General features: G+C 72.6%; 24 protein-coding genes. 17 read left to right on the top strand and 7 right to left on the bottom strand.

What is annotated here, in order from left to right:
• Nucleotides 1-26 precede the first annotated feature (26 nt).
• The 3 genes from CCN39_RS02840 to CCN39_RS02850 all read left to right on the top strand — a co-directional run bounded on the left by CCN39_RS02840 (nucleotide 27) and on the right by CCN39_RS02850 (nucleotide 2524).
• Nucleotides 27-1124 carry a sialidase family protein gene (locus CCN39_RS02840; RefSeq protein WP_434781079.1) on the top strand — a complete coding sequence of 366 codons (1098 nt, stop codon included), beginning with the start codon at nucleotides 27-29 and terminating at the stop codon, nucleotides 1122-1124.
• A 231-nt stretch (nucleotides 1125-1355) separates the two neighbouring features.
• Nucleotides 1356-2195, top strand: a complete 840-nt coding sequence (locus CCN39_RS02845) for an SAM-dependent methyltransferase (protein WP_086838244.1) — start codon at nucleotides 1356-1358, stop codon at nucleotides 2193-2195.
• Nucleotides 2196-2284: 89 nt separating this feature from the next.
• Nucleotides 2285-2524 (top strand): hypothetical protein, encoded by a 240-nt coding sequence (locus CCN39_RS02850; RefSeq protein ID WP_086838245.1) that lies wholly within the window; start codon nucleotides 2285-2287, stop codon nucleotides 2522-2524.
• Nucleotides 2525-2584: 60 nt separating this feature from the next.
• On the opposite strand, the gene CCN39_RS02855 is transcribed toward CCN39_RS02850, so the two are convergent.
• Nucleotides 2585-3418: an aldo/keto reductase gene (locus tag CCN39_RS02855; RefSeq protein WP_086838246.1), complete on the bottom strand. Its 834-nt coding sequence runs from the start codon at nucleotides 3416-3418 to the stop codon at nucleotides 2585-2587.
• A 23-nt stretch (nucleotides 3419-3441) separates the two neighbouring features.
• Entirely contained in the window at nucleotides 3442-4626 is a 1185-nt protein-coding gene (locus tag CCN39_RS02860; protein WP_086838247.1) for an MFS transporter, read from the bottom strand.
• 132 nt (nucleotides 4627-4758) lie between these two features.
• Between CCN39_RS02860 and CCN39_RS02865 the strand changes: the two genes are divergently transcribed.
• The 9 genes from CCN39_RS02865 to CCN39_RS02905 all read left to right on the top strand — a co-directional run bounded on the left by CCN39_RS02865 (nucleotide 4759) and on the right by CCN39_RS02905 (nucleotide 12803).
• Complete coding sequence (locus CCN39_RS02865; RefSeq protein WP_086838248.1) at nucleotides 4759-5220, top strand: MarR family winged helix-turn-helix transcriptional regulator; 462 nt, start codon at nucleotides 4759-4761, stop codon at nucleotides 5218-5220.
• A gap of 285 nt (nucleotides 5221-5505) precedes the next feature.
• Nucleotides 5506-6615, top strand: coding sequence for an inositol-3-phosphate synthase (locus CCN39_RS02870; protein WP_086838249.1), 1110 nt, complete (start codon nucleotides 5506-5508; stop codon nucleotides 6613-6615).
• On the top strand, nucleotides 6600-7439 hold the full coding sequence (locus tag CCN39_RS02875) for an SCO3242 family prenyltransferase (RefSeq protein ID WP_086838250.1): 840 nt from the start codon (nucleotides 6600-6602) through the stop codon (nucleotides 7437-7439). The genes CCN39_RS02870 and CCN39_RS02875 overlap by 16 nt, the downstream gene beginning before the upstream one ends.
• Entirely contained in the window at nucleotides 7436-8257 is an 822-nt protein-coding gene (locus tag CCN39_RS52740) for a TIM barrel protein (RefSeq protein WP_086838251.1), read from the top strand. Before CCN39_RS02875 ends, CCN39_RS52740 begins: the two co-directional genes overlap by 4 nt.
• A complete protein-coding gene (locus CCN39_RS52745; protein ID WP_086838252.1) occupies nucleotides 8254-8799 on the top strand; it encodes an EboA domain-containing protein in 546 nt (181 codons plus the stop codon). The genes CCN39_RS52740 and CCN39_RS52745 overlap by 4 nt, the downstream gene beginning before the upstream one ends.
• The gene (locus CCN39_RS02890) at nucleotides 8799-9650 is read left to right on the top strand and encodes a TatD family hydrolase (RefSeq protein WP_086838253.1); all 852 of its coding nucleotides are present in this window, start codon (nucleotides 8799-8801) and stop codon (nucleotides 9648-9650) included. The genes CCN39_RS52745 and CCN39_RS02890 overlap by 1 nt, the downstream gene beginning before the upstream one ends.
• Complete coding sequence (gene eboE / locus CCN39_RS02895; RefSeq protein WP_086838254.1) at nucleotides 9647-10774, top strand: metabolite traffic protein EboE; 1128 nt, start codon at nucleotides 9647-9649, stop codon at nucleotides 10772-10774. The genes CCN39_RS02890 and eboE overlap by 4 nt, the downstream gene beginning before the upstream one ends.
• Nucleotides 10771-12141: an alkaline phosphatase family protein gene (locus CCN39_RS02900; RefSeq protein WP_086838255.1), complete on the top strand. Its 1371-nt coding sequence runs from the start codon at nucleotides 10771-10773 to the stop codon at nucleotides 12139-12141. The genes eboE and CCN39_RS02900 overlap by 4 nt, the downstream gene beginning before the upstream one ends.
• 11 nt (nucleotides 12142-12152) lie before the next feature.
• The gene (locus tag CCN39_RS02905; protein WP_086838256.1) at nucleotides 12153-12803 is read left to right on the top strand and encodes a ThuA domain-containing protein; all 651 of its coding nucleotides are present in this window, start codon (nucleotides 12153-12155) and stop codon (nucleotides 12801-12803) included.
• Nucleotides 12804-12810: 7 nt separating this feature from the next.
• Here the strand turns inward: CCN39_RS02905 and xylA are convergent, their stop codons facing one another.
• On the bottom strand, nucleotides 12811-13959 hold the full coding sequence (gene xylA, locus CCN39_RS02910) for a xylose isomerase (RefSeq protein ID WP_086838257.1): 1149 nt from the start codon (nucleotides 13957-13959) through the stop codon (nucleotides 12811-12813).
• 99 nt (nucleotides 13960-14058) lie between these two features.
• Between xylA and CCN39_RS02915 the strand changes: the two genes are divergently transcribed.
• Complete coding sequence (locus CCN39_RS02915; RefSeq protein ID WP_086838258.1) at nucleotides 14059-15222, top strand: ROK family transcriptional regulator; 1164 nt, start codon at nucleotides 14059-14061, stop codon at nucleotides 15220-15222.
• A gap of 45 nt (nucleotides 15223-15267) precedes the next feature.
• Here the strand turns inward: CCN39_RS02915 and CCN39_RS02920 are convergent, their stop codons facing one another.
• The gene (locus CCN39_RS02920) at nucleotides 15268-18501 is read right to left on the bottom strand and encodes a S8 family serine peptidase (protein WP_086838259.1); all 3234 of its coding nucleotides are present in this window, start codon (nucleotides 18499-18501) and stop codon (nucleotides 15268-15270) included.
• A 237-nt stretch (nucleotides 18502-18738) separates the two neighbouring features.
• On the opposite strand from CCN39_RS02920, the gene CCN39_RS02925 reads away from it, so the two are divergent.
• From CCN39_RS02925 to CCN39_RS02940, 4 genes are all read left to right on the top strand, one after another.
• Nucleotides 18739-19353: a TetR family transcriptional regulator gene (locus tag CCN39_RS02925; RefSeq protein ID WP_086838260.1), complete on the top strand. Its 615-nt coding sequence runs from the start codon at nucleotides 18739-18741 to the stop codon at nucleotides 19351-19353.
• A 2-nt stretch (nucleotides 19354-19355) separates the two neighbouring features.
• A complete protein-coding gene (locus CCN39_RS02930) occupies nucleotides 19356-20264 on the top strand; it encodes an ABC transporter ATP-binding protein (protein WP_167454961.1) in 909 nt (302 codons plus the stop codon).
• A complete protein-coding gene (locus CCN39_RS02935) occupies nucleotides 20261-21823 on the top strand; it encodes an ABC transporter permease (protein WP_086838262.1) in 1563 nt (520 codons plus the stop codon). Before CCN39_RS02930 ends, CCN39_RS02935 begins: the two co-directional genes overlap by 4 nt.
• Before the next feature lie 297 nt (nucleotides 21824-22120).
• Nucleotides 22121-23569: an amidohydrolase gene (locus CCN39_RS02940; protein WP_086838263.1), complete on the top strand. Its 1449-nt coding sequence runs from the start codon at nucleotides 22121-22123 to the stop codon at nucleotides 23567-23569.
• Here CCN39_RS02940 and CCN39_RS02945 read toward each other — a convergent pair.
• Genes CCN39_RS02945 through CCN39_RS02955 form a run of 3 tightly spaced genes read right to left on the bottom strand, consistent with a single transcriptional unit; the run spans nucleotide 23553 to nucleotide 25950 of the window.
• Nucleotides 23553-23828, bottom strand: a complete 276-nt coding sequence (locus tag CCN39_RS02945) for a hypothetical protein (protein WP_086838264.1) — start codon at nucleotides 23826-23828, stop codon at nucleotides 23553-23555. The two genes, CCN39_RS02940 and CCN39_RS02945, sit on opposite strands and share 17 nt — an antisense overlap.
• A 4-nt stretch (nucleotides 23829-23832) precedes the next feature.
• Nucleotides 23833-25161, bottom strand: a complete 1329-nt coding sequence (locus CCN39_RS02950) for an erythromycin esterase family protein (protein ID WP_086838265.1) — start codon at nucleotides 25159-25161, stop codon at nucleotides 23833-23835.
• Nucleotides 25162-25950, bottom strand: a complete 789-nt coding sequence (locus CCN39_RS02955; RefSeq protein WP_086838266.1) for a MerR family transcriptional regulator — start codon at nucleotides 25948-25950, stop codon at nucleotides 25162-25164.
• Between the last annotated feature and the right edge of the window lie 63 nt (nucleotides 25951-26013).

Consider the following 26013-nt stretch of genomic DNA (forward strand, 5'->3'; position numbering starts at 1 on the left):
CGCCCCGCGCGGGGCGTCAGGTGATCATGAGAATTCCCCGGCGCTGTGCGCTGTTGGTCTCCGTCATCGGCCTCCTGGCCGCGTTCGCTGCTCCTGCCACAGCGGAACCCGTGGTCCCGTCCGGCTTCCAGCCCGCGTCGACGAGCTGGACCGGCCCGGACACCGGGTACGTCCTGGGGTACTCGCCGTGCGCGAAGACGTGGTGCCCGGCGCTGCTGGGCACGACCGACGCCGGGCGGCACTGGCGGCGGCTGGGCGCGCCGCCGATGCCGCTGCCGGACAACCACAACCACGTCGCGCTGCGGTTCTTCGGCGACCGCGTCGCGTACGTCAGCGACGGCGTCCACGTGCGCGCGACCCGCGACGGCGGCACCACCTGGCAGCCGGTCACCCTGGCCGGGGCGCGGGAGCCGTACTACCTCTCGAAGATCGCCGAAACCGGCGGCCGCGTCTTCGCCCTGCTGACCGGCTACGGCGAGGGCCGGGGCTCGACCCGGCTGTACTCGGGGGCCGCCGGCTCGCCGGTGCTGGTCCCGGTGCCCGGGTTCGCGGTCACCGGCGGCCTCACCTACGGCGACCTGGCCGTCGGCGGCGGCCTGCAGGTCGCGCTCGGCGCGGACTACGGCACCGAGCAGTACTGGACCTCCCGCGACGGCGTCCGGTTCACCCCGGCGGATCCGCCGTGCCCGGAAGGGGAGGTGGCCTCGCTCTCGGCCGTCCGCGAGCGCCGGGTCGCGGCGTTGTGCAGCGGCAGCCCCGGCTCGCCGCAGCCGGGCTCGATGGAACGGCAGTTGCGCCACGCACCGCAGCTCGGCGCCCGGTTCAGCGGAGAAGACGCGGCGCCGTTCACCGGCATCAACCAGGGCTTCGCGGCGGCCTCGCCGACGTCGGCGACGATCGCGGCCGTGGGCGGCGGCGTCGGGTTCCTGCACAGCACCGCCGACGGCGGCCGCACGTGGACGACGCTCGAGCTGCCGGACCGGGGCTTCGCGCTGACCGATCTCGACTTCCCCGGCCGGGGCACGGGCGTCGTCGTCGACGGGCAGCCGGACGCTTTCGGTGGCTCTGCGGTGTACCGCACCACGGACGGGGGAAAGACGTGGGGAGAGGTGCGTTTCGGGTAGCGAGGTCTCGCCGGCGGCGGGCGGCCGGACGCTCCGCCGGGTGCCGGACCACGGATGGGGGAAAGGCGTGGCGGGAACGTGTTCCGGGTAGTTGTGCCTGGCAGGTAAGGCCCTTGTGCCCGGTTCACTTGGTGAACCCCATGTCGTAACCTGAGCACTGTCCGTTGCCGGACACGGTGAGCGAACCCGGGCAGGGGTGTCGCCACCACGCGCAGAGTGGGAGAGCAGCCGATGACGCCTGGCGACCTGCGGTCCGGAACCGAGGGCGGTGCGGCCGCCCTCGATTTCAGCAAGGCGAGCCTGGCCCGGTTGTCCGACGCGCTCCTCGGCGGGCACGACCACTACGAGGTGGACCGCGAAGCGATGCGGCGGCTGCTGGCCATCGCGCCCGGCGCCAAGGCGATGGCGAAGGAGCACCGCGACTGGCTGGTGCGCGCGGTGCGGTTCCTGGCCGGCAAACGCGGCATCGACCAGTTCCTCGACCTGGGTTCCGGCATGCCCACCGCGGAAAACACCCACGAGGTGGCGCAGCGGTACAACCCGGACGCGCAGGTGGTGTACGTCGACAACGACCCGGTCGTGCAGGTGCACGGCCGGGCGCTGCTCGAGGAGAACTACCTGACCCACGTGACCGGCGCCGACCTGACGCGGCCCGCCGAAACCCTCGCCGACGAGGTCGTCAAGGAGTACCTCGACTTCACCCGGCCGGTGGCGCTGATCCTCACCTCGATCGTGCACCACATCGACGACTACGACCGCGCGAGGTCGATCGTCTCCGCCTACGTCGACGCTCTCGCACCCGGATCGTTCCTGCTGCTCACGCACCACTTCGACCCGGAAGAGGACTCCCCGCGCCAGGAGCTGGCGCGGCTGCTGGAAACCAGTTTCCAGGGCACCGGGCTGGGCAGCGTCCACCGCACGCGCGAGCAGATCGCCGGGTTCTTCGAGGGCACCGAGCTGCTCCGGCCGGGGCTGGTCTACCTGCACGAATGGTGGCCGGACGGCCCGCGGCTGCACCCGCTGGGCGAGCTGAACTTCCTGACGCTGGGCGGGGTCGCCCGCAAGCAGTGAGCGGAATTGACCCGTTCGGCTGACAAGCGTGCCCGTTTCATGATTGTTTGTCCCCGCACGTGTTCAGCGAGATCCAGGGGGACAGACAAGTGAAGAAGAAGATCGCGGCGGCCGCCGCCGTCATGGGCGCGTTGGCGTCCACGGTCGTGTTCGCGCCGCCCGCCAGCGCGGGGGACAGCCAGATCATGAAGTACCAGTGGAGCTACCCGGCGGCCTACGAGTACGACTGCTATTCGGACGGTCAGTGGTACGTGCAGACCGGCGGGTTCGTGCGGTTCGAGTGCCGGCCCACCACCTGGACCTGGGAGCTGTGGGCCGTCACGCGGTGACCACGGCGCCGTGAAGGCCGCCTTGAGGGACTTCGCGTCCCTCAAGGCGGCCTTGCCGGATCAGGCGGCGTTGAAGGTGTCCGGGTCCGGGCCGGTGCGCTCGCCGCGGTCCAGCGGGGTCAGCGACGCCATTTCCTCCTCCGTGAGGGTGAACCCGAACAGGTCGAAGTTCTCCTCGATCCGGGACGGCGTGACCGACTTCGGGATCACCACGTTGCCCAGCTGCAGGTGCCAGCGCAGCACGATCTGCGCGGGCGTGCGGCTGTGCTTCACCGCGAGTTCCGCGACCGCGGGGTCGCCGAGCAGGCTGCCGCCCTTGGCGAGCGGGCTCCACGCCTCGGTCGCGATGCCCTGCTTCGCGTCGAACTCGCGCAGCTCGGGCTGCTGCAGGTACGGGTGCAGCTCCACCTGGTTGACCGCGGGGGCGATCTCGGCGGCGTCGAGCAGGCGCTCGAGGTGCGCGGGCTGGAAGTTGGAGACGCCGATCGCGCGGACCCGGCCGTCGGTGTACAGCTTCTCGAAGGCCTTCCAGGTGTCGAGGAACTTGCCGCGCGCCGGGGTCGGCCAGTGGATCAGGTAGAGGTCCAGCTGCTCCAGGCCGAGCTTGGCCATGCTTTCGTCGAACGCCTTGAGCGTCGAGTCGTAGCCCTGGGCCGAATTCCACAGCTTGGTGGTGACGAACAGCTCGTCGCGGGCGATGCCGGACTCGGCGATCGCCTGGCCGACACCCTTTTCGTTGCCGTAGACGGCCGCGGTGTCGATGCTGCGGTAGCCCGCTTCGAGGGCGGTTTTGACGGCGGTGGCGGTCTCGTCGTCCGGGACCTGGAACACGCCGTAGCCGAGTTGCGGCATCCGCACGCCGTTGTTGAGTTCGATGACGGGCACGCTGGTCACGAGGGGTCCTTTCGGTGGGTGGTTCATCGGGCGAGTACCCGTTCCCCGGCTTCGAAACTAGCCGGGGTCCTGCGGTCGAGCAGTCCGGAGACGAGCGCCACGGCGAGGCCCGCCGCGGCGAGCCCGGCGCCGATCCAGTTGGGGGCGGTGTAGCCGAGGCCGGCGCCGATGGCCTGGCCGCCGAGCCACGCGCCACCGGCGTTGCCGAGGTTGAACGCGGCGATGTTCGCCGCCGACGCCAGCGCCGGGGCGCCCTCGGCCTTGGCCAGCACACGGGCCTGCAGCGGCGGCACGGTGGCGAAGCCGGCCGCGCCGAACAGCGCGATCGTGATCGCCGCGGGCACCTTCGCGTGCGCGGTGAACACGAACGCCACCAGCACGAGCGCCAAGGCGGTGAGGATGACGTAGAGGCTGGGCATCAGCTTGCGGTCCGCGGCCTTGCCGCCGAGCAGGTTGCCGGCGAACAGGCCGGCACCGAAGAGCACGAGCAGCCAGGTGACGGCGCCGCCGGAGAAGCCCGCGACCTCGGTCATCATCGGGGCGATGTAGGTGAACGACGCGAACACCCCGGCGAAGCCGAGCGCGGTCATCACCAGTGCGAGCCACACCTGCGGGCGGCGGAACACGGCGAGCTCGCCGCGCAGGCCGGCCCCCGGCTCGGGGTCCTGGTGCGGCACCAGCGTGAGGATGCCGATCGCGCCGACGACGCCGAGCGCGCTGACCACCCAGAACGTCGAGCGCCAGCCGAAGGCCTGGCCGAGCGCGGTGCCCGCGGGTACGCCGAGCACGTTCGCCACGGTCAGCCCGGTGAACATCAAGGCGATCGCGCCGGCCTGCTTGGCCGGGGCGACCAGCGACGCGGCGACGACCGAGCCGACGCCGAAGAACGCGCCGTGGCTCAACGCGGCGACGACCCGGCCGGTCATCAGCAGGCCGTAGCCCGGAGCGAGCGCCGAAAGCACGTTGCCCGCGATGAACAGGCCCATCAGGGCGACGAGCACGGTCTTGCGCGGCACCCGTGAGGCCAGCGCGGTGAGCACGGGAGCACCGACGACGACGCCGAGCGCATAGCCGGAGATGAGCAGGCCTGCGGACGGGATCGAGACGCCGAAATCGGCCGCGACCTCGGGCAGCAGGCCCATGATCACGAACTCGGTGGTGCCGATCCCGAAAGCGCTGATCGCCAGTGCGAGCAGAGCGGCGGGCATGGAACTTCCTTCTTCCCGGAGTAGGCTGAGGAGCGTGGGCAACTACAAGCGTCCGAGATAGTTGCACACGCGGGATATTGCACAAGCTTGCGACTTGTCGGGCGGTCCGCGCAAGCCGGGAAGAGGTGAACCGTGTCACTGGACGACGACGCCGTCGAAGCGCGCGCGCAAGGCTGGCGGACGCTGGCCGCGCTCCACGCGCGGATCGAAGACCGGCTGCAACGGGCGCTCGAGCGCGACCACGAGCTGTCGGTGAGCGAGTACACGGTCCTGGACGTCCTGGCCCGCCAGGACGGCTTCCACCTGCGGATGAACCAGCTGGCGAACGCGGTGGTCCTCAGCCAGTCCGCGACGACGCGGCTGGTGGCGCGGCTGGAGGGCCGGGGCCTGCTGGCGCGGTACCTGTGCGCGGACGACCGCCGCGGGATCTACACGGAGGTGACGCCGGCGGGGCAGGCGTTGCTGACGGCGGCGCGCCCGACGCACGACACGGCGCTGGCGGAGGCGCTGGAGGAAGCGGAGACGCGGCCGGAGCTGGCTCCGCTCGTGTCGGCGCTCGGGGCGCTGAGTTTCCGCGGGACCGCCTCGGCCTGAGAGCCGCCGGATGGCGGCGCTCTGTCCGCTTCCGCGGGACCGCCTCGGCCTGACGGAGTCGCCGGATGGCCGCGCTCTGTCCGCCAGGTTGTCCGCGCAGGCAGGCCGGTATGGGCGTTTCTCCCGGTATCGTGCCAATGGGGGCTGACGGCGTCGGCCGTGAAGTTCTTGTCGCTCAAGGAAACCCAGTACCGCCGCGCCGGCCGGAGCCATGGCCGGCGCGTGATCTCGCTGTGTGGACCCGCGCCTGACCGGTGCGGGCTGGACCGGGGAACTGGAGGAACCATGGGGAAGCTCGGTGTCTGGCTGATCGGGGCGCGCGGCTCGGTGGCCACCACCGCCGTCGCCGGGGCCGCCGCGCTGCGGGCGGGACTCGCCGCGCGCACCGGCTGCGTGACCGACCTGCCGGACTTCGCCGGGGCCGCGCTGCCCGGCCTGGGGGACCTGGTCTTCGGGGGACACGACGTCGTCGACACGCCGCTGGTCAAGCGGGCCGAACACCTGGTGGCCGCCGGCGTGCTGCCGCCCGCCCTGCCCGGCGCCGTCGCGGCCGAGCTGGACGCGGCCGAGGCCCGGCTGCGGCCGGCGCCGTCCGAAGGTGGCCGCGCGGCGATCGAGCAGGTGACCGCCGACCTGGCCGAATTCCGGCAGGAGCTCGACCACGTCGTCGTCCTCAACGTCGCCTCCACCGAACCGCCGTGTCCACCGCACCCGGCGCACGCTTCCCTGGCCGCCCTCGACGACGAGCTGGAAACGCTGCCGCCGAGCGCGCTCTACGCCTACGCCGCCTTCCGCGCGGGTTGTGGCTTTGTCGACTTCACTCCGTCCACCGGTGCGCGGCTGCCCGCCCTCGACGAACTCGCCCGCGCCACCGGGCAGCCGTACGCGGGCCGGGACGGCAAGACCGGCGAGACGCTGCTGCGGTCGGTGCTCGCGCCGATGTTCGCCCAGCGCGGGCTGAACGTCCTGGCCTGGTCGGGCACGAACCTGCTCGGCGGCGGCGACGGCGCCACGCTGGCCGATCCCGCGGCCGCGTCGAGCAAGAACGCCTCGAAGCGGCAGGTGCTGGACCAGAACCTCGGCCACCCGGTCGACGGCGAGGTGCACATCGACTACGTGCCGGCCCTCGGCGACTGGAAGACCGCCTGGGACCACGTGCTGTTCGAAGGCTTCCTCGGCGCGCGCATGACGCTGCAGCTCACCTGGCAGGGCTGCGACTCGGCGCTCGCCGCGCCGCTGGTGCTCGACCTCGCCCGGCTGACCGGCAAGGCGTGCCGCGACGGCGTCGCCGGGCCGGTCGCCGAGTTCGGCTTCTTCTTCAAGGACCCGGTCGGCGACGGCCCGCCCGACCTGGCGTCGCAGTACGCGGTGCTGCGTGAGTGGGCGCACCGGTGAAGGCCCTGGCCGAACTCGTCCGGGCGCCCGCCGCGCTGACCGTGCCGGGCGACGCCGTCGCCGGGGCCGCCGCGTCGGGCTGGCCGTTCGGCCGCCGCACGCTCGCCCTGACCGGCGCTTCGGTCTGCCTCTACTGGGCGGGCATGGCGCTCAACGACTACGCCGACCGCGACCTCGACGCCGTCGAACGTCCCGAACGGCCGATCCCCTCGGGCCGGGTCACGCCGGGGACGGCGCTCGGCGTCGCCACCGGGCTGACCGCCGGTGGGCTGGCCATCGCCGCGGCCGCCGGCGGACGGCGGGCCCTGCGCGTCGCCCTGCCGCTGGCCGCGACCGTGTGGGCCTACGACTTCGCGCTCAAGAACACCGTGCTCGGTCCGGCCGCGATGGCCGCGGCCCGCACCCTCGACGTCCTGCTCGGCGCGGGCGGGAGGAGACCCGCCTTGCCCGCGGCGCTGACCGTCGGCGCGCACACCTACGCCGTGACAACGCTGTCAAGGTCCGAAGTGGACGGTGCGAAGCCCGTGCTGCCCGTGGTCACCCTGGCCGCGACGGCCGGGGTGGGCGTCGCCGCCGTCCGGGGCGGCCTGCTGTCCACGGCGCTGCTCGGGACGTACGCCGTGACCACCGGCGGGCCGCAGTACGACGCCGTCCGCGACCCGGCCGCGCGCAAGATCCGGCGGGCGGTCGGGGCCGGGATCCACGGGATGATCCCGCTGCAGGCCGGGCTGATCGCGCGGACCGGCGCGTGGCGCTCGGCACTCGCCGTGGCCGCCGCCTTCCCGGTCGCGCGGGCGCTGGGCCGGAAGGTGTCGCCGACATGAGGTTCGGGTACGGCACCAACGGCTTCGCCAACCACCGGCTCTCCGACGCCCTGCGCGTGCTGGCCGACCTCGGCTACGACGGCGTCGCGCTCACCCTCGACCACCAGCACCTGGACCCGTTCGGGCCGGACCTCGCCCGGCGCGTCGCCGACGTCGCCGCGGACCTGGATTCCCTCGGCCTCGCGGTCGTGATCGAGACCGGTGCCCGGTTCCTGCTGGACCCGTGGCGCAAGCACTCGCCGACGTTCCTCGACCCCGACCGCACGCGCCGCGTGGAGTTCCTGACCCGGGCGGTGCGGATCGCGGCCGACCTCGGGGCGGAGGCGGTGTCCTTCTGGAGCGGCAACAAACCCGCGGACCTCGCCCCCGAGGACGCCTGGGCGTACCTGGCCGACGGCTGCGCGGAGGTGGTCGAGGCCGCCGACGAGCACGACGTCCGGCTCGGTTTCGAACCCGAGCCCGGGATGCTCGTCGAGGACCTCGACGGGTACTTCGCACTGGCGGAGAGACTCGGCGACCCGGACCGGTTCGGGTTGACGCTGGACATCGGGCACTGCCGGTGCAACGAGTCCGCGTCCGTGCCCGACTGCGTCCGCCGTGCCCTGCCGCGGCTGGTGAACGTCCAGATCGACGACATGCGCCGCGGCACGCACGAGCACCTGGAGTTCGGGCAGGGCGAGATCGACTTCCCGCCGGTACTGGCGGCCCTGGCGCCGTACTCCGGGCTCGTGGCCGTCGAACTGCCGCGGGACAGCCACGCGGCCCCGCGGATCGCCCGCGAGTCCCTGGCGTTCCTGCGGAAGGCGGCGACGCCGTGAACGCCTGGCTCGACGATGCCCTGACCAAGGTGGCGGCCGACGCGACGGCGCTGCGCACGGTGTTCCCCGCCGTCGGCCGCCGGGTCGGCCGGGGACCGTCGGACGTCCCCGGCCGGACGGTCGACGACGTCGCCCGCGTCCGGCTCCTGGAAGCGGCCCCCGGCGCCGCGGCGGAACTGCCCGATCTCTACCGCTACGGCGACGCGGCGGAGAAGCGGGCGGTCCTGCACGGGCTGTCCGTTGTGGACACCGGCGAAGCCGGGGTCGAGCTGGTCGCGGACGCCCTCCGCACCAACGACACCCGCCTGGTGACCGCGGCGATGGGCGAGTACGCCGCCACCCACCTCGACGCGCCCGCGTACCGCCACGGCGTCCTCAAGTGCGTCTTCATGGGCATCCCCCTGGAAGACGTGGCCGGCCTGGACCGCCGGACCGACGAAGAACTGCTGCGCATGCTGCGGTCCTTCGCCGCCGAACGCACCGCGGCGGGCCGCGAAGTCCCCGCCGATCTCCGCACCCTGCTGAACGAACAGGACGGCTGATGCGCATCTTCGATCCCCACATCCACATGAGCTCCCGGACCACCGACGACTACGCGGCCATGCACGCCGCCGGCGTCCGGGCACTGGTCGAACCGGCGTTCTGGCTGGGCCAGCCGCGCACGAACGTCGGCAGCTTCACCGACTACTTCGACGCACTGGTCGGCTGGGAACCGTTCCGCGCGAGCCAGTTCGGCATCGCCCACCACTGCACGATCGCGCTCAACCCCAAGGAGGCCAACGACCCGCGCTGCGCCCCGGTGCTCGAACTGCTGCCGCGGTACCTGGAGAAGGACGGCGTGGTCGCGGTCGGCGAGATCGGTTACGACTCGATGACCGCGGAGGAGGACAAGGCCTTCGCCGCGCAGCTCGCCCTGGCCGTCGCCCACGACCTCCCGGCGCTCGTCCACACCCCGCACCGCGACAAGGCGGCCGGGACCGAGCGGAGCATCGCCGTCGTCCGCGAGTCGGGGATCGCGCCGGACCGCGTGGTGCTCGACCACCTCAACGAGGTGACCGTCGCGATGGTCAAGGAATCCGGCTGCTGGCTGGGCTTCTCGATCTACCCGGACACGAAGATGGACGAGGACCGGATGGTCGCGATCCTGCGCGAGTACGGCACCGAGCGCGTGCTGGTGAACTCGGCCGCCGACTGGGGCAAGAGCGACCCGCTCAAGACCCGCAAGACCGGCGACGCGATGCTGGCCGCCGGGTTCACCGAGGACGACGTCGACCGGGTGCTGTGGCGCAATCCGGTGGAGTTCTACGGCCGGAGCGGGCGGCTTTCCCTGGAAGGGGTCTCTTCGGAAGCCGAGTTCGCGGGCAACTCGATCCTGCGCGGGGCGCGCAAGTGAGGTTCCGGCACCGCGACGGCACGCTGGTCCACCTCGCCTACTGCACCAACGTCCACCAGGCCGAAGACCTCGACGGCGTGCTCGCCCAGCTGGCCCGTTTCGGCGAGCCGGTCCGCGAGCGCCTCGGCGTGGACCGGCTCGGGCTCGGCCTCTGGCTGGCCCGGCCGGTGGCCTCCGAGCTGGCCGGCGACCCGGCCGCGGTGGCCCGCCTCAAGCGTGAGCTGGCCGCCCGCGGCCTGGAGGCCGTCACCTTCAACGGGTTCCCCTACCAGGGCTTCCACGACCCGGTCGTCAAGCACAAGGTGTACCGGCCGGACTGGTCGGCACCCGAGCGCACGCGGTACACCCTGGACCTCGCGCGGCTGCTGGCCGAGCTGATGCCGGACGACGCGGTGCGCGGCAGCGTGTCGACCCTGCCGCTCGGCTGGCGCACGGACTGGCGGGGCGACGACGGGCAGCTGGACGTCCTCGCCAGGGGACTGGCCGCGCAGGACCGGCCGGTGCGGGTGGCGTTCGAGCCGGAGCCCGGCTGCATCATCGAGACCACCGCGCAGGCCGCGTCCCTCCTGTCCGAAGTGGACAATGAGCGACTGGGTGTCTGCCTCGACACCTGCCACCTCGCGGTGGGCTTCGAGGACCCGGCCGCCGCGCTGGGCCGGCTCGAAGCCGCCGGGCTGGCCGTCGTCAAGCTGCAGGCGTCGGCCGCGCTGGAAGCCCCGGATCCCGCCGATCCCGCCACGCGGGCCGCGTTGGCCTCCTTTGTGGAGCCGCGATTCCTGCACCAGAGCACCGAAGGAGCCCCACCCGGAGCCGACGACCTCGATCTCGCGCTGGCCGGCGGCCTCCCGGGCCGGGCGCCGTGGCGGGTGCACTTCCACGTCCCGCTGCACGCCGAGCCGGCGCCGCCGCTGACGTCGACCCGGCCGGTGCTGGCGGGCACCCTGCACGAGCTGTTCGGCGGCGCGGCCGCGCGCACCGACCACGTCGAAGTCGAGACCTACACCTGGCAGGTGCTCCCGGACGCACCCGCCGACGACGCCGGGCTGGTCGCGGGCATCGCGGCCGAGCTGGACTGGACCCGGCGGCAACTGACCACCCTGGGCCTGGAAGAGGTGTCCGCATGAGTTTGCTCGTCCTCGACGTCGTCGGGCTCACGCCGCGGCTGCTCCCGCACATGCCGAACCTGCGCAAGATGGCCGAACCGGGCTTCACCGCCGAGCTCGGCACGGTGTTCCCCGCGGTCACCTGCTCGGTGCAGTCGACGTTCCTCACCGGGCTCACCCCGGCCGGGCACGGGATCGTCGGCAACGGCTGGTACTTCCGCGAACTCGGCGAGGTGTTCCTGTGGCGCCAGCACAACAAGCTGGTGCAGGGGGACAAGTTCTGGGACGCCGCCCGCCGCGCGCAACCCGGCCACCGGGTCGCGAACGTCTGCTGGTGGTACGCGATGGGCGCGGACACCGACCTCACGGTGACCCCGCGGCCGATCTACCACGCCGACGGCAAGAAGTCCCCGGACTGCTACACCCACCCGCCCCGGCTGCACGACCGGCTGGTCGGCGCCCTCGGCGAGTTCCCGCTGTTCACCTACTGGGGCCCGACGGCCTCGATCACGTCGTCGAAGTGGATCATCGCGGCCGCACAGCAGGTGCTGGCGCAGGACAAGCCGGACACGACGCTGGTCTACCTCCCGCACCTGGACTACGACCTGCAGCGCTTCGGCCCGGACGCCCCCGAGGCGGCGGCCGCCGCGCGGGAGATCGACACGGCTTTGCGGCCCCTGCTGGACTTCGCGGCCGCGGGCGGGCACACCGTCGTCGCGTTGTCGGAGTACGGCATCACGAACGCCCGCCGGCCGGTCGACGTCAACCGGGCGCTGCGCCGCGAAGGCCTGCTCGCCGTGTACGTCCAGGCGGGCATGGAGTACCTGGACCCGTGGACGTCCCGGGCGTTCGCGGTCGCCGACCACCAGGTCGCGCACGTCTACGTCGCCGATCCGGCGGACGTCCCGCGGGTGCGGGACATCGTCGCCGGACTGCCCGGAGTGGACGCCGTGCTGGATCGCGCCGGCCAGGCCGGGCTGGGCATCGACCACGAACGGGCCGGTGAACTGGTCGCGATCGCCGAGCCGGACAGTTGGTTCACCTACTACTACTGGCTGAGCGACGACCGCGCGCCGGACTTCGCGAAGACCGTCGAGATCCACCGCAAGCCCGGCTACGACCCGGCCGAGCTGTTCTTCGACCCGAAGGACCCGCGGGCCAAGCTGAAGGCGGCGGCCGCGCTGGCCCGCAAGAAGCTCGGCCTGCGGTACTCGATGCAGGTCGTGCCGCTGGACCCGGCGCCGGTCCGCGGCAGCCACGGCCGCCTTCCGGACTCGCCCGGGGACGGGCCGGTGCTGCTGTGCTCGGACCCGGCGTTCGCGCGCGAGAAGATCCACGCCACGGAGGTCAAGGACTTCCTGCTGGCGGCCGCCGTTCCGACCAAGTGAGGAGGTTCCCCGTGCGGGTGCTGGTGTTCTCCAAGACGGCCGGGTACCGGCACGACTCGATCCCGGCGGGAATCCGGGCGATCCGGGAGCTCGGTTCGGCGCACGGGTTCGACGTCACGGCGACCGAGGACGCGTCGGCGGTCACGGCCTCCTGCGACGCGGTGGTGTTCCTGTCCACCAGCGGTGAGGTCATGGACGCGGCGCAGCAGGCGGCGTTCGAATCCTATGTGGAGGGTGGCGGCGGCTACGTCGGCGTCCACGCCGCAGCCGACACGGGGTACGACTGGCCGTGGTACGGACAGCTGGTGGGGGCCCGGTTCAAGACCCACCCGGAGATCCAGCGGGCCCGGGTCGTGACCGAAGACGGCACGCACCCGGCGACCGCCCACCTGCCGCCGGTGTGGACCCGGACCGACGAGCTGTACGACTTCCGCGCCAACCCGCGTGGCCGGGTGCACGTGCTGCAGACGCTGGACGAGTCCAGCTACACCGGTGGCGGGATGGGGGTGGACCACCCCATCACCTGGTGTCACCCGCAGGGCCGCGGCCGGGCGTTCTACACCGGGCTCGGTCACCCGGGCGAGTCGTACGCCGACCCGGCTTTCCGCGCGCTCCTGCTGGGCGCGATCCGCTACGCCGCGGGAGTGCTTCCCGCGGCGTAGCGGCCGGTCAGCGCACGCCGAGCAGGTGCTCCAGGGCGAGCTGGTTGAGCCGGGTGAAGTGGTAGCCGCGCGCGGCGGCCGCGTCGAGGTCGAACTCGTCGTTCAGGACGTCGTCGAACGTCTCGCCCGGCGCCAGCGTCGGCGTCGAGAGGTCCGGGACCCGCGAAGCTGCCAGGGCCTCCGCGACCTCGGGGTCGGCCCGGAACGCGGCCGACTTCTCCTTGAGGATCAGGTACGTCCGCATGTTCGCCGCGGCGGACACCCACACGTCTTCGGCGTCCTCGGTGCGCATCGGCTTGTAGTCGAAGTGGCGGGGGCCGTCGTAGCCGCCGTTCTCCAGCAGGTCGACCAGGAAGAACGCGCTCTTCAGGTCGCCGTGGCCGAAGATCAGGTCCTGGTCGTACTTCGGGCCGTGCTGGCCGTTGAGGTCGATGTGGAACAGCTTGCCCTGCCACAGCGCCTGCGAGATGCCGTGCACGAAGTTCAGCCCGGCCATCTGCTCGTGCCCGACCTCGGGGTTGAGGCCGAACATCTCCGACCGCGCGAGCTGGGAGATGAAGCCCAGCGCGTGCCCGATGGTCGGCAGCAGGATGTCACCGCGCGGCTCGTTCGGCTTGGGCTCCAGCGCGAACCGCAGCGAGTAACCCTGCTCGACGACGTAGTCCGCGAGCAGGTCCAGGCCCTCCTTGTAGCGGTCCAGCGCCGCGCGGACGTCCTTCGCGGCGTCGGACTCGGCGCCTTCGCGGCCGCCCCAGACGACGTACGTCTGCGCGCCCAGCTCGGCCGCCAGGTCGAGGTTGCGGCGCACCTTCCGCAGCGCGTACCGGCGGACGTCGCGGTCGTTGCTGGTCAGGCCGCCGTCCTTGAACACCGGGTGGGTGAACAGGTTCGTCGTCGCCATCGGCACCTTGAGGCCGGTCTCGGCCAGCGCCTTGCGGAAACGCTCGATCGCCTTGTCGCGGTCCGGCTCGGTGGCCAGCAGGTCGTCGTCGTGGAAGGTCACGCCGTAGGCGCCCAGCTCCGCCAGCCGGTGCACGCTCTCCACCGGGTCCAGCGGCGGCCGCGTGGCGACCCCGAACGGGTCGGCGGCGGGCCAGCCCACGGTCCAGAGGCCGAAGGTGAACTTGTCGGCCGGCTGGGGAGCGAAGTCGCTCATGACTGTCCCTTCATTTAGTTCACGTTGTAGACTAAATATGCGCCGCGGCGGTCCCCGGCGTCAAGAGGCCCGGTTAGAGTGCTTCGGAGGAGGGACACGATGACGCAGGCCGTGCGGCACGAAGAGATGCGCGCCCGCAACCTCGAGGTCGTGCTCGGCGCGGTCGGCCGCGGTGGCCCGCTCACCCGGGCCGCGCTCGCCGAGGTCACCGGCCTGACCAAGTCGACCGTCTCGAAACTGGTCGGCGACCTGGTGGACGCGGGCCTGCTCGCCGAGACCGGCCCCGCGCGGGCGGGCGAACGCGGCCGGCCGGGCGTGGCACTCGTGCTCAGCGGGGCGCGCGTGGCGTCACTGGGCCTGGAGGTCAACGTCGACTACCTCGCGGTGCGCGTGCTCGACCTCACCGGCGAGGTCCGGGTGGCCGCCCGCCGCGACCGCGACAACCGCGGCTCCCGGCCGAAGAAGGTCCTGGGAGAGCTGCAGGACCTGGCGGCGGAGGCACTCGCCGAGGCGCACCGGCTGGGGCTGGAGGCGGCGGGCGCGGTGCTGGCGGTGTCCGGCCCGGTCGGCGACGGCGTGCTGTTCAGCGCCCCCAACCTCGGCTGGCAGGACGTCCGCCCGGCCGACCTGCTGCGCCTGCCGGTCCCGGTCGAGCTGGACAACGAAGCGAACCTCGCGGCGCTCGGCGAGCTCTGGTACGGCGACGGCGAACCCGACTTCCTCTACGTCTCCGGCGAAATCGGCATCGGCGCGGGGCTGGTCGTGAACGGCGTGCTCTACTCCGGCGCGACGGGCCTGGCCGGCGAGCTCGGGCACGTGGTCGTCGCTCCGGAGGGCGCGCCGTGCCGCTGCGGCGGCAGCGGCTGCCTGGAGACCTACGCCGGGCAGGAAGCCTTGCTGACGGCGGGAAAGGCCGCCTCGGTGCCGTCGTTGCTGGCCGCTCTCGAGGGCGGCGACGAGACGGCGCTGGCGGCGTGCGCGGCGGCCGGGCGTGCCCTCGGCATCGCCCTGACGTCGGCGGTGAACCTGCTGGACCTCGACCGCATCGTGCTCGGCGGGGTGTTCACGCAGCTGTACCCGTGGTTGTCCGGGCCGGTGTCCGAGGTGCTGGCGAAGCGCCTGGGCGGCCTGCGCGGCACGCCTCCGGTGCTGACGGCGTCCCGGCTGGGCGGAGACGCGGCCACCCTCGGCGCGGCCGGCCGGGTCATCCACCGCGTCCTGGCGGATCCGGCGCCCTTCGTCACCCGGGCTCAGGAAGCGTGAAGGCCGCCCCGGGGATCCCCGGGACGGCCTCCACGGACCTGCGGACTAGCTCACCGCGTTGATCTGCACCAGCGAGGTGCCGACCGTGACGCCGGTGTCGGTCTGCACGGCCAGCTGACCGCGCAGGGTGCGGCCCGCGGCCGGGGCGGCCGTGGCGGTCACCGTGGCCGGCACGGTCCACGAGCTGCCCGACGCGCGCAGGGCGTTGGCGTCGTTCACCGTGACCGACCCGAAGGCCGGGTTGGTGAACACGTCGAGGTAGTCGTACTCCGTGGTGCCGGCCGGCACCGCGTAGCCGTCCACCAGCGCGACCCACGTGCCCGCCGCCGGGTTGGGCACGGTCACCGACTCCTCGGAGTCACCGTCCGCGCTCACCGCCGCCTGCACGCAGGATCCGGTCGTGCAGTTGTACAGCACCAGGTCGAGGTCGGCGCCGACGTCGGACGTCTTGCCGATCGTGACGGTCAGCGACTGCGAGCCCGCCGTCACCGGGATCTGGTACTGCTGCTGCACGCCCTCGGCGATCGACGGCCGCTGCGTCTTCGCGCTGCCCAGCGTCGCCCCGTTGAGCTTGCCGGTGAACGCGCCGAGCGTGTTCTGCACCGTGTAGGACCGCGAGATCGGCGTGTTCAGCGTGGCGGACGCGATGACGTCCGGGTTCGGCGAGATCGCCGTGCCCAGCACCGCGGCCGACAGCTTGTACGGCGCTTCGTCCACATCGGACGTCCGGCGCGCCTCGACGACGATCTCCCACACGCCCGGGAGCGGGTTGGCGATGGTCCGGCTGGTCGGCGTGCCGCCGGCGCAGCCCGCACCCGCGTCGGGCAGGTAGCACGCGGTCGTCGCGGTGCTGGCCTCGGCCGGGACACCGGTCGGGTCGTACCGCAGGAACCGCACCTGGCCCTTGCCCGGGGCGCCGGCACCGGCGTCCAGGTCCACCTTCAGCGCGCTGGCGCCCTGCGGCACCCGCACGAAGTAGCTGGTCGCCTGGTTGCGGGCGGCCTTGCCCGAGTTGTCGACCTGGAAACCCTTGCCGGCGACGAACTCCTGCGGCGCGAAGACCGTGTTGAGGGTCTGCACGTCGATGCCGATGGTCAGCGGGTTGTCCAGGTACAGCAGGGCCGAGTGGACCCCGGTGCCCTTCGGGTTGACCTTGACGTCGAACTTGACCGGCGTGTTCAGCGGCAGGACCACCGTGGAGCCGGAGGCGAACGTGCCGTCGTTGCCGACCCACCGCACGAAGTACGGCACCGGGTGCGCCGAACCCGTGGTGCGGGTGATCGTGTACGTCCGGGTGTAGGCCTTGCCGACGGTCACGCCTTCGCGGTCGTGGATGCCCACGCCCGTGTTCGGCTTGGCCAGCAGGCCCGACAGCGCGGTGTGCACCTCGACCGACGTCGAAACCGTGTCCGGCTTCGGGTTGAGCGAAAGCGCGACGAACGCGGCCGGGACGTTGAACAGACCCGCGCCCTGGGCGTACGCGCCGATGCCCGGCACGAACCGCGCGGTCGACTTGATCGCCGCCCGCAGCTGCGCCACCGGCGGCCGCTGGCCGTTGTGGGTCGCCTTGTACGCGCTCACCAGCAGGGCCGCCGCGCCGGTCGCCTGCGGCGCCGCCATCGAAGTGCCCTGCAGCATCGCGTAACCGGCCGGCAGGGTGTACGTGCCGGCCACCGGGCTCGGCTGCTCCCACCGCGGAACGGTGGCGATGGCCGCGCCGGGCGCGATGATGTCCGGCTTGAAGCCGCCGTCCTCACGCGGGCCGCGCGAGGAGAACGGGTGCATCGACTCGGGGTTCTTGGTGACCGAACCGTAGTTCGACAGCCAGGTCTCCTTGGTGATGTACGAGCCGACCGAGATCGCGTCCGTGGCCACCGACGGGTCGCCGACCGTGTTCGCCCCGGCGCCGCTGTTGCCGGCCGAGATGAAGATCTGGACGTTGTACTCGGCGATCGTGCGGTTGTAGAGCTCCGCACGGGCGTTGTTGCCGTCGTTGAGGGCCGGCAGGCCGCCGATCGAGATGTTGATGACGTCGGCGCCGTGGCTGGCGGCGTAGACGACACCGTCGATCAGGCCGGAGGAGGTGCAGCCGGCGCTGGTGAGGCACACCTTGACCGCGAGCACCTTCGCACCGGGGGCGGCACCGTCCATCTTGCCGCCGAACAGGTCGTTGCCCGCGGCGATGCCGGCGACGTGCGAGCCGTGCTCCGCGCCGGCGATGCCGATGCCGACGAAGCCCGGCTTGTCGGTCTGGACCACGAAGGCCATCCGCTCGGCGATGTCGGTCGCCGGGTTGTCGGTGCCGAAGAAGCCGACGTCGTACTTCTTGTTGTAGTCGGTCATCGGCTTCTCGTCGGTGAAGTCACCGTTGCCGTTGAGGTCGACCCGGACCTCCTTGGCGGCGGGGTCGAGCAGCACGCCGAAGGAGTCGGCGCGGTCGCCGTCGCGGTTGATGTCACCGCCGGTCTCGCTGTCCGCGGCGCCCAGGTCGCCCGCGGTCTCGCCGAAGAGGCCGAACGTGTACGGGCCACCGGTCGCCGGGGCCGTCCAGGTGCGGCCGTTCGACGTGAAGGTGCCGGTGTAGGTCTGGGTGGACTGCTTGACCCAGGTGCCGTCGCCGGAGTTGGTGGCGTTGGCGTTGTACCAGTCGACGATCTTGCGTTCGCCGTGGCTGGTGGTGGCCAGTGCGGGGGAGTCGAGGTCGACGCCGGAGTCGAGCACCGCGACCGTGGTGTCCTTGCCGTCCCAGTTGGGCAGGACCTGGCCGAACTGCGCGGCGTAGGTGTCCCCGGTCGGCAGGTACGGGTTGACGCGCGGGGTGTTCTTGCCCGGGGCCGGCTGCGGCAGCGGGGTGGTCGCGCCGTCGGGCTTCGGGTCGTCGCGCACGATGAGCCCGTCGACGTCGACCGCGTTGACCGACTTGAGCTTCGCGGCCTTCTCGGCCTTGGCCGGCGGGATGCTGACCTTGACGTAGTCGAGCTTGGTGTCGGTGGACTGGACGACGCCGCCGAGGGCCTTGAGCTCGTTCACGGCGGTGCCGGTCTGGCCCTTTTCCGCGGCGATCAGCAGGGTGACGTCGGGCTTCCCGGCCTTCTCGGCTTCGGCGACGAGCGCGCGGTCGTGCTCGTCGAGGGTCTTGCCGTCGGCCGCGCCGTTGGTCGGCGGGGCCTGCTGGGCGGAGGCCACCGGGACGGCCACGCCGAGGACGGAGGCGCCGAGAGCGGTGGCGAGGATGGTGATCCCGGCCCGCCGTCTCCAGCGCGATCTGTGCTGTTCCACTGAAACGACCCTTCGTGAAGATGTGCGTACCGAGCAGTACACAGGCTGGGATCTTCGGCAGCAATCAGACAGTTAGCCCATAGACCGCAATTGGTTGCGAGCCAAATGGAGTAATGCGCTGCCCGGTTAGGCCGTCACCGAAAGCGCCGCCTTCGCGTGAAACCGACGCCTTGCTATATGTGCGAGTAGCGGACTATATTCTCGTGTAGTCGACTACATGCACGTATAGGACTGCCGATGAACGCCGAAGACCTCACCGCACGGGCCCGGATCCGCGACGCCGCCATCCGGCTCTTCACCGAGCGCGGCATGGAGAAGACGTCGATCCTGGACATCGCCAAGGAAGCCGGCGTCTCCGGCGGCCTGATCCGCCACCACTTCGGCTCCAAGGACGGCCTGCGCGAGGCCTGCGACACCTACGTCTACGACGAGCTGCTGAAGTTCAAGGAAGAGGTGCTCGCGAAGGGCGCCGCGAACGCGGAATTCCTCCCCACCTTCGACGCCCGCCAGCTGCTCTTCCGCCGCTACATGGGCCGGGCGATGGTCGACGGCTCCGCGGCCGCGGCCGCGCAGTTCACCGAGATCGTCGACGGCACCGAGCGCTACCTCCGCGACCAGGGCCCGGCGATGCCGGACCCGCGGGCCTGCGCGGCCGCACTCGCCGCCATGACCGGCGGAATGATGATCCTGCAGGACCACGTCGCCCGCGCGCTCGGCGAGGAACCCGGCACCCACGAAGCGATGCTGCGCATGTCGCTCGCCGCCGGGTTCCTGTTCACCCATCCGCTCGCCACCCCCGAAGCCCTGAAGAAGGCCAGTGAATCGCTGGCCGCGTACCCACGGAAGGAATGACGATGGCCGACGCGATCACCGCCGACGGCCTCACCAAGGCGTTCGGCCGGACACGAGCCCTCGACGGGCTCGACCTGACCGTCCACACCGGCGAGGTGCACGGCTTCCTCGGGCCCAACGGCGCCGGCAAGACCACGACGATCCGCGTCCTGCTGGGGCTGATGCGCGCCGACGGCGGCCGCGCCACCCTGCTCGGCGGCGACCCCTGGACCGACGCCACCGAGCTGCACCGGCGGCTCGCCTACGTCCCGGGCGACGTCACGCTCTGGCCGAACCTCACCGGCGGCGAGGTCATCGACCTGCTCGGACGGCTGCGCGGCGGCCTCGACACCGCTCGCCGCGCGGAGCTGATCGAGCGCTTCGACCTCGACCCGCGCAAGAAGGGCCGGGCGTACTCGAAGGGCAACCGGCAGAAGGTCGCGCTCGTCGCCGCGCTGGCGTCCGATGTGGAGCTGCTGGTCCTCGACGAACCGACGTCCGGGCTCGACCCGCTCATGGAGGAGGTGTTCCGGGAGATCGTCGCGGAAGAACGCGAACGCGGCGACCGGACGGTGCTGCTGTCCTCGCACATCCTCTCCGAGGTCGAGGCGCTGTGCGACCGCGTCACGATCATCCGGGCCGGCCGCACGGTCGAGTCGGGCACCCTGGACGAGCTGCGGCACCTGGGCCGGATCACCATCGACGCCTCGCTCGCGCAGGTGCCGGCGGACCTGGCGGCGCTGTCCGGCGTGCACGACCTGAGCACCTACGGCTCGCACGTCCACCTGTCCGTCGACCCGGCGTCGCTGGACGACGTGATGCGGCACCTCGCCGGGGCGGGGCTGCGGAGCCTGGTGAGCCGCCCGCCGACACTCGAAGAGCTGTTCCTGCGCCACTACCGGCAGGACGAGCCGGTCGGAGCGGCCCGATGACCGGGACCTGGGCGCTGCTGCGGCTGGTGCTGCGCCGCGACCGCCTGCTCATGCCGTTGTGGATCGCCGGTCTCGCGCTCGCGCCGGTGGGCTACCTGTCGTCGATCAAGGCGGCGTACCCCGATGCCGCGGCACGTCGGCACTTCTACGACCTCAACGCGTCGAGCGCGACGTTCGTGGTGCGCAACGGCCCCTTGTACGGCTCTTCGCCGGGGAACCTCCTGGCCTGGCAGTGCGGGTTCGTCCCGGTGGTCGTGGGCCTGATCGCGCTGCTCACCGTGGTCCGGCACACCCGGACCGAGGAGGAAGCGGGACGTCGCGAGCTCACCGGTGCCACCGTCGTCGGCCGGCACGCGGGGCTGGCCGCCGCGGTGCTCGCCACCTGCGGTGCGTGCCTGGTGTTCGGCCTGCTGGCCGCCTTCGGCGTCGCCGCGCAGGGCGTTCCGTTCGCCGGCGCGCTCGCGCTCGGTCTCGGTTTCACCTCGGCCGGCTGGGTGTTCGCCGGGGTCGGCGCGGTCGCGGCGCAGCTGACGTGGGGTGCGAGCGGGGCGCGGGGCTTCGGCATCGGAGCGCTGGTGCTGGCGTTCCTGCTGCGCGCGGCGGGGGACGGCAGCGGCTCGGCGGGCTGGCTCGCGTGGCTGTCGCCGATCGGCTGGGCGCACCGGCTGCGGCCGTTCGCGGGCGAACAGTGGTGGGTGCTCGGGTTGGGCGTCCTCGCGACGGGAGTGTTCGTGGTGGCGGCCGTGGCGTTGTCCGCTCGTCGTGACCTCGGCGCGGCCCTGCTGCCGGCGCGGCTCGGGCGTTCCGGCGCGAAGGCGTCGCTGCGCTCGCCGCTGGCCCTGGCCTGGCGGCTGCAGCGGGGGACGCTGCTGGTCTGGACCGTCTGCCTGGGGCTCGTCGGGCTGCTGATGGGCGGGGTCGCGCAGAACGTCGCGGACATGATGCGGGACAACCGGGCGGTCGCGGACGTGTTCTCCCGCATGGGCGGCGGTGGTGCGGTGCTGGACGCGTACCTGGCGGGGACGATCACGCTGTTCGGCTTGGCGGCGGCGGGTTGTGCGGTGCAGGCGACGCTGAAGCTGCGGGCGGAAGAGGCGGCGGGCCGCGCGGAACCGGTCCTGGCGACGGCGGTCGGGCGCGTCGGCTGGGCACTGGCCCACCTGACGTTCGCGGTCTTCGGGCCGGCGTTGGTGCTGGCGGTGACCGGCTGGGCGACCGGGGCGGCGTACGGCAGCGGCTTCGGGCTGGTCCCGGCGGCGCTGGCCCAGCTGCCGGCGGTCTGGGTCCTGACGGGGCTGGCGGTGCTGCTGATCGGCTTCCTCCCGCGCTTCGCGGCGGCGGCGTGGGGGCTGCTGGCGGGGTTCCTGTTGTTGTCGCTGGTGGGGACGGCGTTGCGGTGGAGTTCGGTGGTGCTGGGGATTTCGCCGTTCCAGCACCTGCCGCGCCTGCCGGGCGGCACGTTCTCGGTGACACCGGCGCTCTGGCTGGCGGCGATCGCGGCGGCGGCGGGCGCGGCCGGCCTGTTCGCCTTGCGGCGGCGGGACATGCCGGTGGGCTGACCACCCAACGGGACCCCGCCAGGGGGCTTGCCCCTGGCGGGCGTCCGGGGGTTCGACCCCCCGGGAAACACCGCGAGGCGAGGCCGGCGCGCGCTTTCCGCGCACCGGCCTCGCCCCGAGAATCGCGTGGCAACCGAGGGAGTCGAACCCTGCGCGGCTTGTGAAGGCGGCGCTCTTCACCGGCCCTGACCCTTCGGCGGGCGACGGCTGCCATCTCTTACAACGTCTCTGGTACCCGAGCCATTTCACTTTCATGCGCGGCTTCACCCGGACGGGTCCGGCTGGCAAGGTGTCCGCATGGATGATCTCCTGCTGCGCCGCGTCCGGCCCGGTCTCGGTGGCGAGCTCGCCGACGTCCGGGTCAACGACGGGCGGGTCACCTCGATCACCGAGTCGGGCTCCGGCGGGTTCGCCGCGCGGGTGGTCGACGGGCACGGCGGGACGCTGCTGCCGGGGCTGGTCGACGCGCACGTCCACGTGGTGCAGTGGGCGACGTTCCGCCGCCGCATCCCCCTCGACGCGGCGCGCTCGGCGGGGGAGGCGATCGAGCTGCTGCTCGCGCACCTGCTGGCGACGCCGGCGCCGCAGACGGAACTCGTCGTGGGCGCCGGGTTCCGCGACGGGCTCTGGCCGGACAAGCCGCACAAGGACCTGCTGCAGCGGGCGCTGCCCGGGCGCGCGGTCGCGTTGTTCAGCGCGGACCTGCACACGCTGTGGCTGAGCCCGGCGGCGCTGAAGCTGATCGGCCGCGACCACCCGACGGGCGTCCTGCTCGAGGGCGACTGCATGAGCGCGACGGCCCAGCTGCCGACGGCGGCGATCGACGTCCAGGACCGGTGGGTGGCGGAAGCGGTTGCCGCGGCGGCCGCGCGGGGCGTCACACAGATCGTCGACTACGAGTACGCGGACACGGTGGCGGACTGGACCCGCCGCGGCGCCCCGGCCGCCCGCATCTCGTGCGTCGTCGCGAAGCACCTCCTGGACCAGACCATCGAGCGCGGCCACCGCACCGGCGACGTCCTGCCGGACTCCGGCGGGCGGCTGACGGTCGGGCCGTTCAAGCTCTTCGTGGACGGCTCCCTCAACACCCGCACGGCCTACTGCCACGACCCGTACCCCGGCGCCGAATCGCCGGGGTTGCTGGAACTGCCGCCCGGCGAACTGGTTCCGTTGCTGCGGCGGGCGTTCGACCACGGGCTGCTCCCGGCCGTCCACGCCATCGGCGACCGGGCGAACACGATCGCGCTGGACGCGTTCGAGGAGGTCGGCTGCCCCGGCCGCATCGAACACGCCCAGCTGCTGTCCCCTTCCGACGTTCCCCGGTTCGCCGCCCTGGGCGTGATCGCGGCGGTCCAGCCGGCGCACCAGCCGGACGACCGCGACGTCGCGGACCGCCACTGGCACGGGCGCACCGAGCGGGCGTTCCCGTACCGGTCGCTGCTGGAGTCGGGTGCCCGCCTGGAGTTCGGCTCGGACGCGCCGGTGGCGCCCCTGGACCCCTGGGACGGCATCGCGTCGGCGATCTCCCGCACGGACGACGACCGCCCGCCGTGGCACCCGGAGCAGGCGATCCCGTTCGCCGACGCACTGGCGGCGTCCTCGGGCGGCCGGCGCGGAGTGGCGGTGGGCGACGTCGCGGACCTCATGGTGACGGCGGCGGACCCGTCGACGCTGTCCCCGGCGGACCTGCGCACCCTCCCGGTGACGGCGACGATCCTCGACGGGCACGTCACGCACCAGGTCTGACCCCGGCCCACCGTTTCCACGCGGCCTGCCTGCTGACGCCGAGCGCGCCGGCGATGGCGACCCAGGTGACGCCGGCTTCGCGGGCGAGGGCGACTTCCCGGGCGAGCAGGCGTTCGGCGGCCACCGCCAGTTCGGCGGTCCGTGAGATCCACTCGCCGAACGGCCCGGTCCCGGCGTCCGCCGCGGCCCGGTGGCGTTCGGCGAGATCCGCGTAGTCGCGTCCCAGCGCGGCCACGGACTCCGCGTGAGCGTGCAGCATCCGCCTACCTCCCGACGCGCTGCCCCGGAGCTTCGATGAAGGTCTGCCAGGGGGTGATCTTGTCGATGTGCACGACGGCGTCGAACGCGGCGAGCGGGTTCACCAGCTGCTTGTAGGGCCCCTGCCGGGTGCCGTCGATCTCGGCGAAGCGGCGGGCCACCTCGCCCTCGCCGGGGACTTCGCGCAGGTCGAGCAGGGCGAGCGGTTCACCGGCACTGGCGAGCAGGACGTCCAGATCGCCCGGGTCGGTGCCGGGGGCGACGTCCTCGTAGAACACCTCGGTGTGGCCGGGCGGCCCGTCGGGCAGCGGCCGGTGACCGAACACGCGGCCGCTGTCGTAGGTGGTCGCGATGACCACCATCCGGTCGCCGAGCGAGCGGGCCAGGTGCTGGCCGAGCATGACCTGCTCGTCGTTGATGATCGGGGGCACGCGGTACGGCCAGCGCTGCAGGTGCCCGTTGGCCGCCCCGACGACGACGCGGTCCTCCCGGGCGAGGATCCACTCGACGTTGTCGGCCATCGCCGCGTCCCGGACGTTGGCGCCCCGGTAGGTGCGCCCCGGCGCGGCGGCCATGCCGGCCAGGAAGGCGTCCGCGTACCTCGCGGTCACCGCGCACTGCAACGCGATGTCGGCCCTCGTGGCGTCCACAGTGGAGTACGGGACGCGCAGGGCGCGGAGGCGTTCGGTCAGCTCGCCGATCCGGGCGGTCAGCTCGTGGCGGTGCGCGGCGCCGAGCGCCAGGTAGGCCTGGATCGCGGGCGCGGCCCAAGCCAGTCCGGTCCGGTCGGACGGCAGGTAGTCGAACAGCGGCAGCAGGTGCTCGCGGGCCGCCGCGGCGTAGGCCGGGTCGGCGTCGTCCAGGAACGCCAGGGCAGCCGTGACCCCGGGCCGGGCGGACGCGCTGGAGTCGGGGATGTCCATGCCGTAGAAGCGGATCTTGCGGTCGTGGGTGCGGTTGTGCGCGCGCATCCAGCGCAGCTGCTCGCGCATCTCCGCGCACTTGCCCATGTGGTAGGTGATCCCGGTGTGCAGGAGCCGGTCCAGGTCGCCGTCGCCGCCGAGCACCCAGTCGTGGACCGCCCAGCCTTCCGGGAAGCCGGACTCCATCGCGAACCCGGTGAAGCCCAGCTCCTCGGCCAGGAACCGGGTCACCAGGTGGCGCAGCTGGTAGAACTCGTGCACCCGGTGCGTGCTCTCGCCGATGGCCACCACGCGAGCGTCGCCGACGATGTCGCGCAACGGCTCGAGCTCGTCGTTGGCGGCGTCGTCCGGCTCGAGCGTCCGCAGGCGGACCAGGTTCTCCCGGAGCCAGCCGGTGATGTCGACGTCCATTCACTCGTCCTTTTCGTCTTCGTCGCCCGCGGCGCGGGCTTTGCGCAGGTAGTCGACGACTTCGGCGGCGCCGCCCGGCCCGGACCAGCCGAGGCGCCCGTCCAGTTCCCGGCCCAGCCCGGCGCGGTTGTCCTCCCACAGCGCCGTGGTCGCCGCCTCGAACGGGCGGTCGCCGGGGTGGAACGCGGCCGCCGTCGCCCGCCAGCGGGCGACCAGCTCCCGCACGGCCGGATCGTCGACGGGTGTCCCGTCGAGCAGGTGCTGCCGAAGCCGGGTGAACAGGTCGAGCCACTCGGTCTTCAGGCTCTCGATCGCGCCGCTGCCCAGCTGCGCGGCCCGTTCGGTGATCGTCGCGAGCTGGGCGGGGGACAGGTAGCGGCCGGCGTCGACGGACATCGGCTCCAGGGCGGCGAAGAACTGCTCCGGAGCCGGCATGGCCTCCTCGGCCAGCCGGGCGAGCAGGCCCCGGAGCCGCTGGGCCGACTCCTCGATGCGCGCGGCCCTGGCCTCCAGATCGGCGAGCTGCGCGGTCAGCAGGCCACGCAGCTCGCCGAGGTCGTCCGTCGCGTTCCGCAGGACGACGGCCACCTCGTCCAGGGACAGCCCCAGCCCGCACAGGGTCCGGACCCGGTAGAGCCGGCGCACGTCCGCCTCGAGGTACCGCCGGTGCCCGGCCGGCGTCCGTTCGCTCGGTGACACCAGGCCGATCCGGTCGTAGTGGTGCAACGTGCGCACCGTGACGCCGCCGGCCCTGGCCAGCTCGCCGATGCTCCACCTGCGTTCGCTCACACCTCGACGGTAAAACCTGACGTCACGTCAGGTTCAAGGCTTTCCGGGCTTGATTTGTCCACC

The organism is Amycolatopsis kentuckyensis, assembly GCF_002155975.1.
Lineage (GTDB): Bacteria > Actinomycetota > Actinomycetes > Mycobacteriales > Pseudonocardiaceae > Amycolatopsis > Amycolatopsis kentuckyensis.

Coding starts and splice junctions, on each gene's coding strand:
- CCN39_RS02860 (WP_086838247.1), bottom strand. CDS start 4,626: ATGCCCGCCGCTCTGCTCGCACTGGCGATCAGCGCTTTCGGGATCGGC.
- CCN39_RS02840 (WP_434781079.1), top strand. CDS start 27: ATGAGAATTCCCCGGCGCTGTGCGCTGTTGGTCTCCGTCATCGGCCTC.
- CCN39_RS02870 (WP_086838249.1), top strand. CDS start 5,506: ATGGGGAAGCTCGGTGTCTGGCTGATCGGGGCGCGCGGCTCGGTGGCC.
- CCN39_RS02900 (WP_086838255.1), top strand. CDS start 10,771: ATGAGTTTGCTCGTCCTCGACGTCGTCGGGCTCACGCCGCGGCTGCTC.
- CCN39_RS02950 (WP_086838265.1), bottom strand. CDS start 25,161: ATGGACGTCGACATCACCGGCTGGCTCCGGGAGAACCTGGTCCGCCTG.
- CCN39_RS02915 (WP_086838258.1), top strand. CDS start 14,059: ATGACGCAGGCCGTGCGGCACGAAGAGATGCGCGCCCGCAACCTCGAG.
- CCN39_RS02935 (WP_086838262.1), top strand. CDS start 20,261: ATGACCGGGACCTGGGCGCTGCTGCGGCTGGTGCTGCGCCGCGACCGC.
- CCN39_RS02930 (WP_167454961.1), top strand. CDS start 19,356: ATGGCCGACGCGATCACCGCCGACGGCCTCACCAAGGCGTTCGGCCGG.
- CCN39_RS02890 (WP_086838253.1), top strand. CDS start 8,799: ATGCGCATCTTCGATCCCCACATCCACATGAGCTCCCGGACCACCGAC.
- xylA (WP_086838257.1), bottom strand. CDS start 13,959: ATGAGCGACTTCGCTCCCCAGCCGGCCGACAAGTTCACCTTCGGCCTC.
- CCN39_RS52740 (WP_086838251.1), top strand. CDS start 7,436: ATGAGGTTCGGGTACGGCACCAACGGCTTCGCCAACCACCGGCTCTCC.
- CCN39_RS02925 (WP_086838260.1), top strand. CDS start 18,739: ATGAACGCCGAAGACCTCACCGCACGGGCCCGGATCCGCGACGCCGCC.
- CCN39_RS02845 (WP_086838244.1), top strand. CDS start 1,356: ATGACGCCTGGCGACCTGCGGTCCGGAACCGAGGGCGGTGCGGCCGCC.
- CCN39_RS02945 (WP_086838264.1), bottom strand. CDS start 23,828: ATGCTGCACGCTCACGCGGAGTCCGTGGCCGCGCTGGGACGCGACTAC.
- CCN39_RS02940 (WP_086838263.1), top strand. CDS start 22,121: ATGGATGATCTCCTGCTGCGCCGCGTCCGGCCCGGTCTCGGTGGCGAG.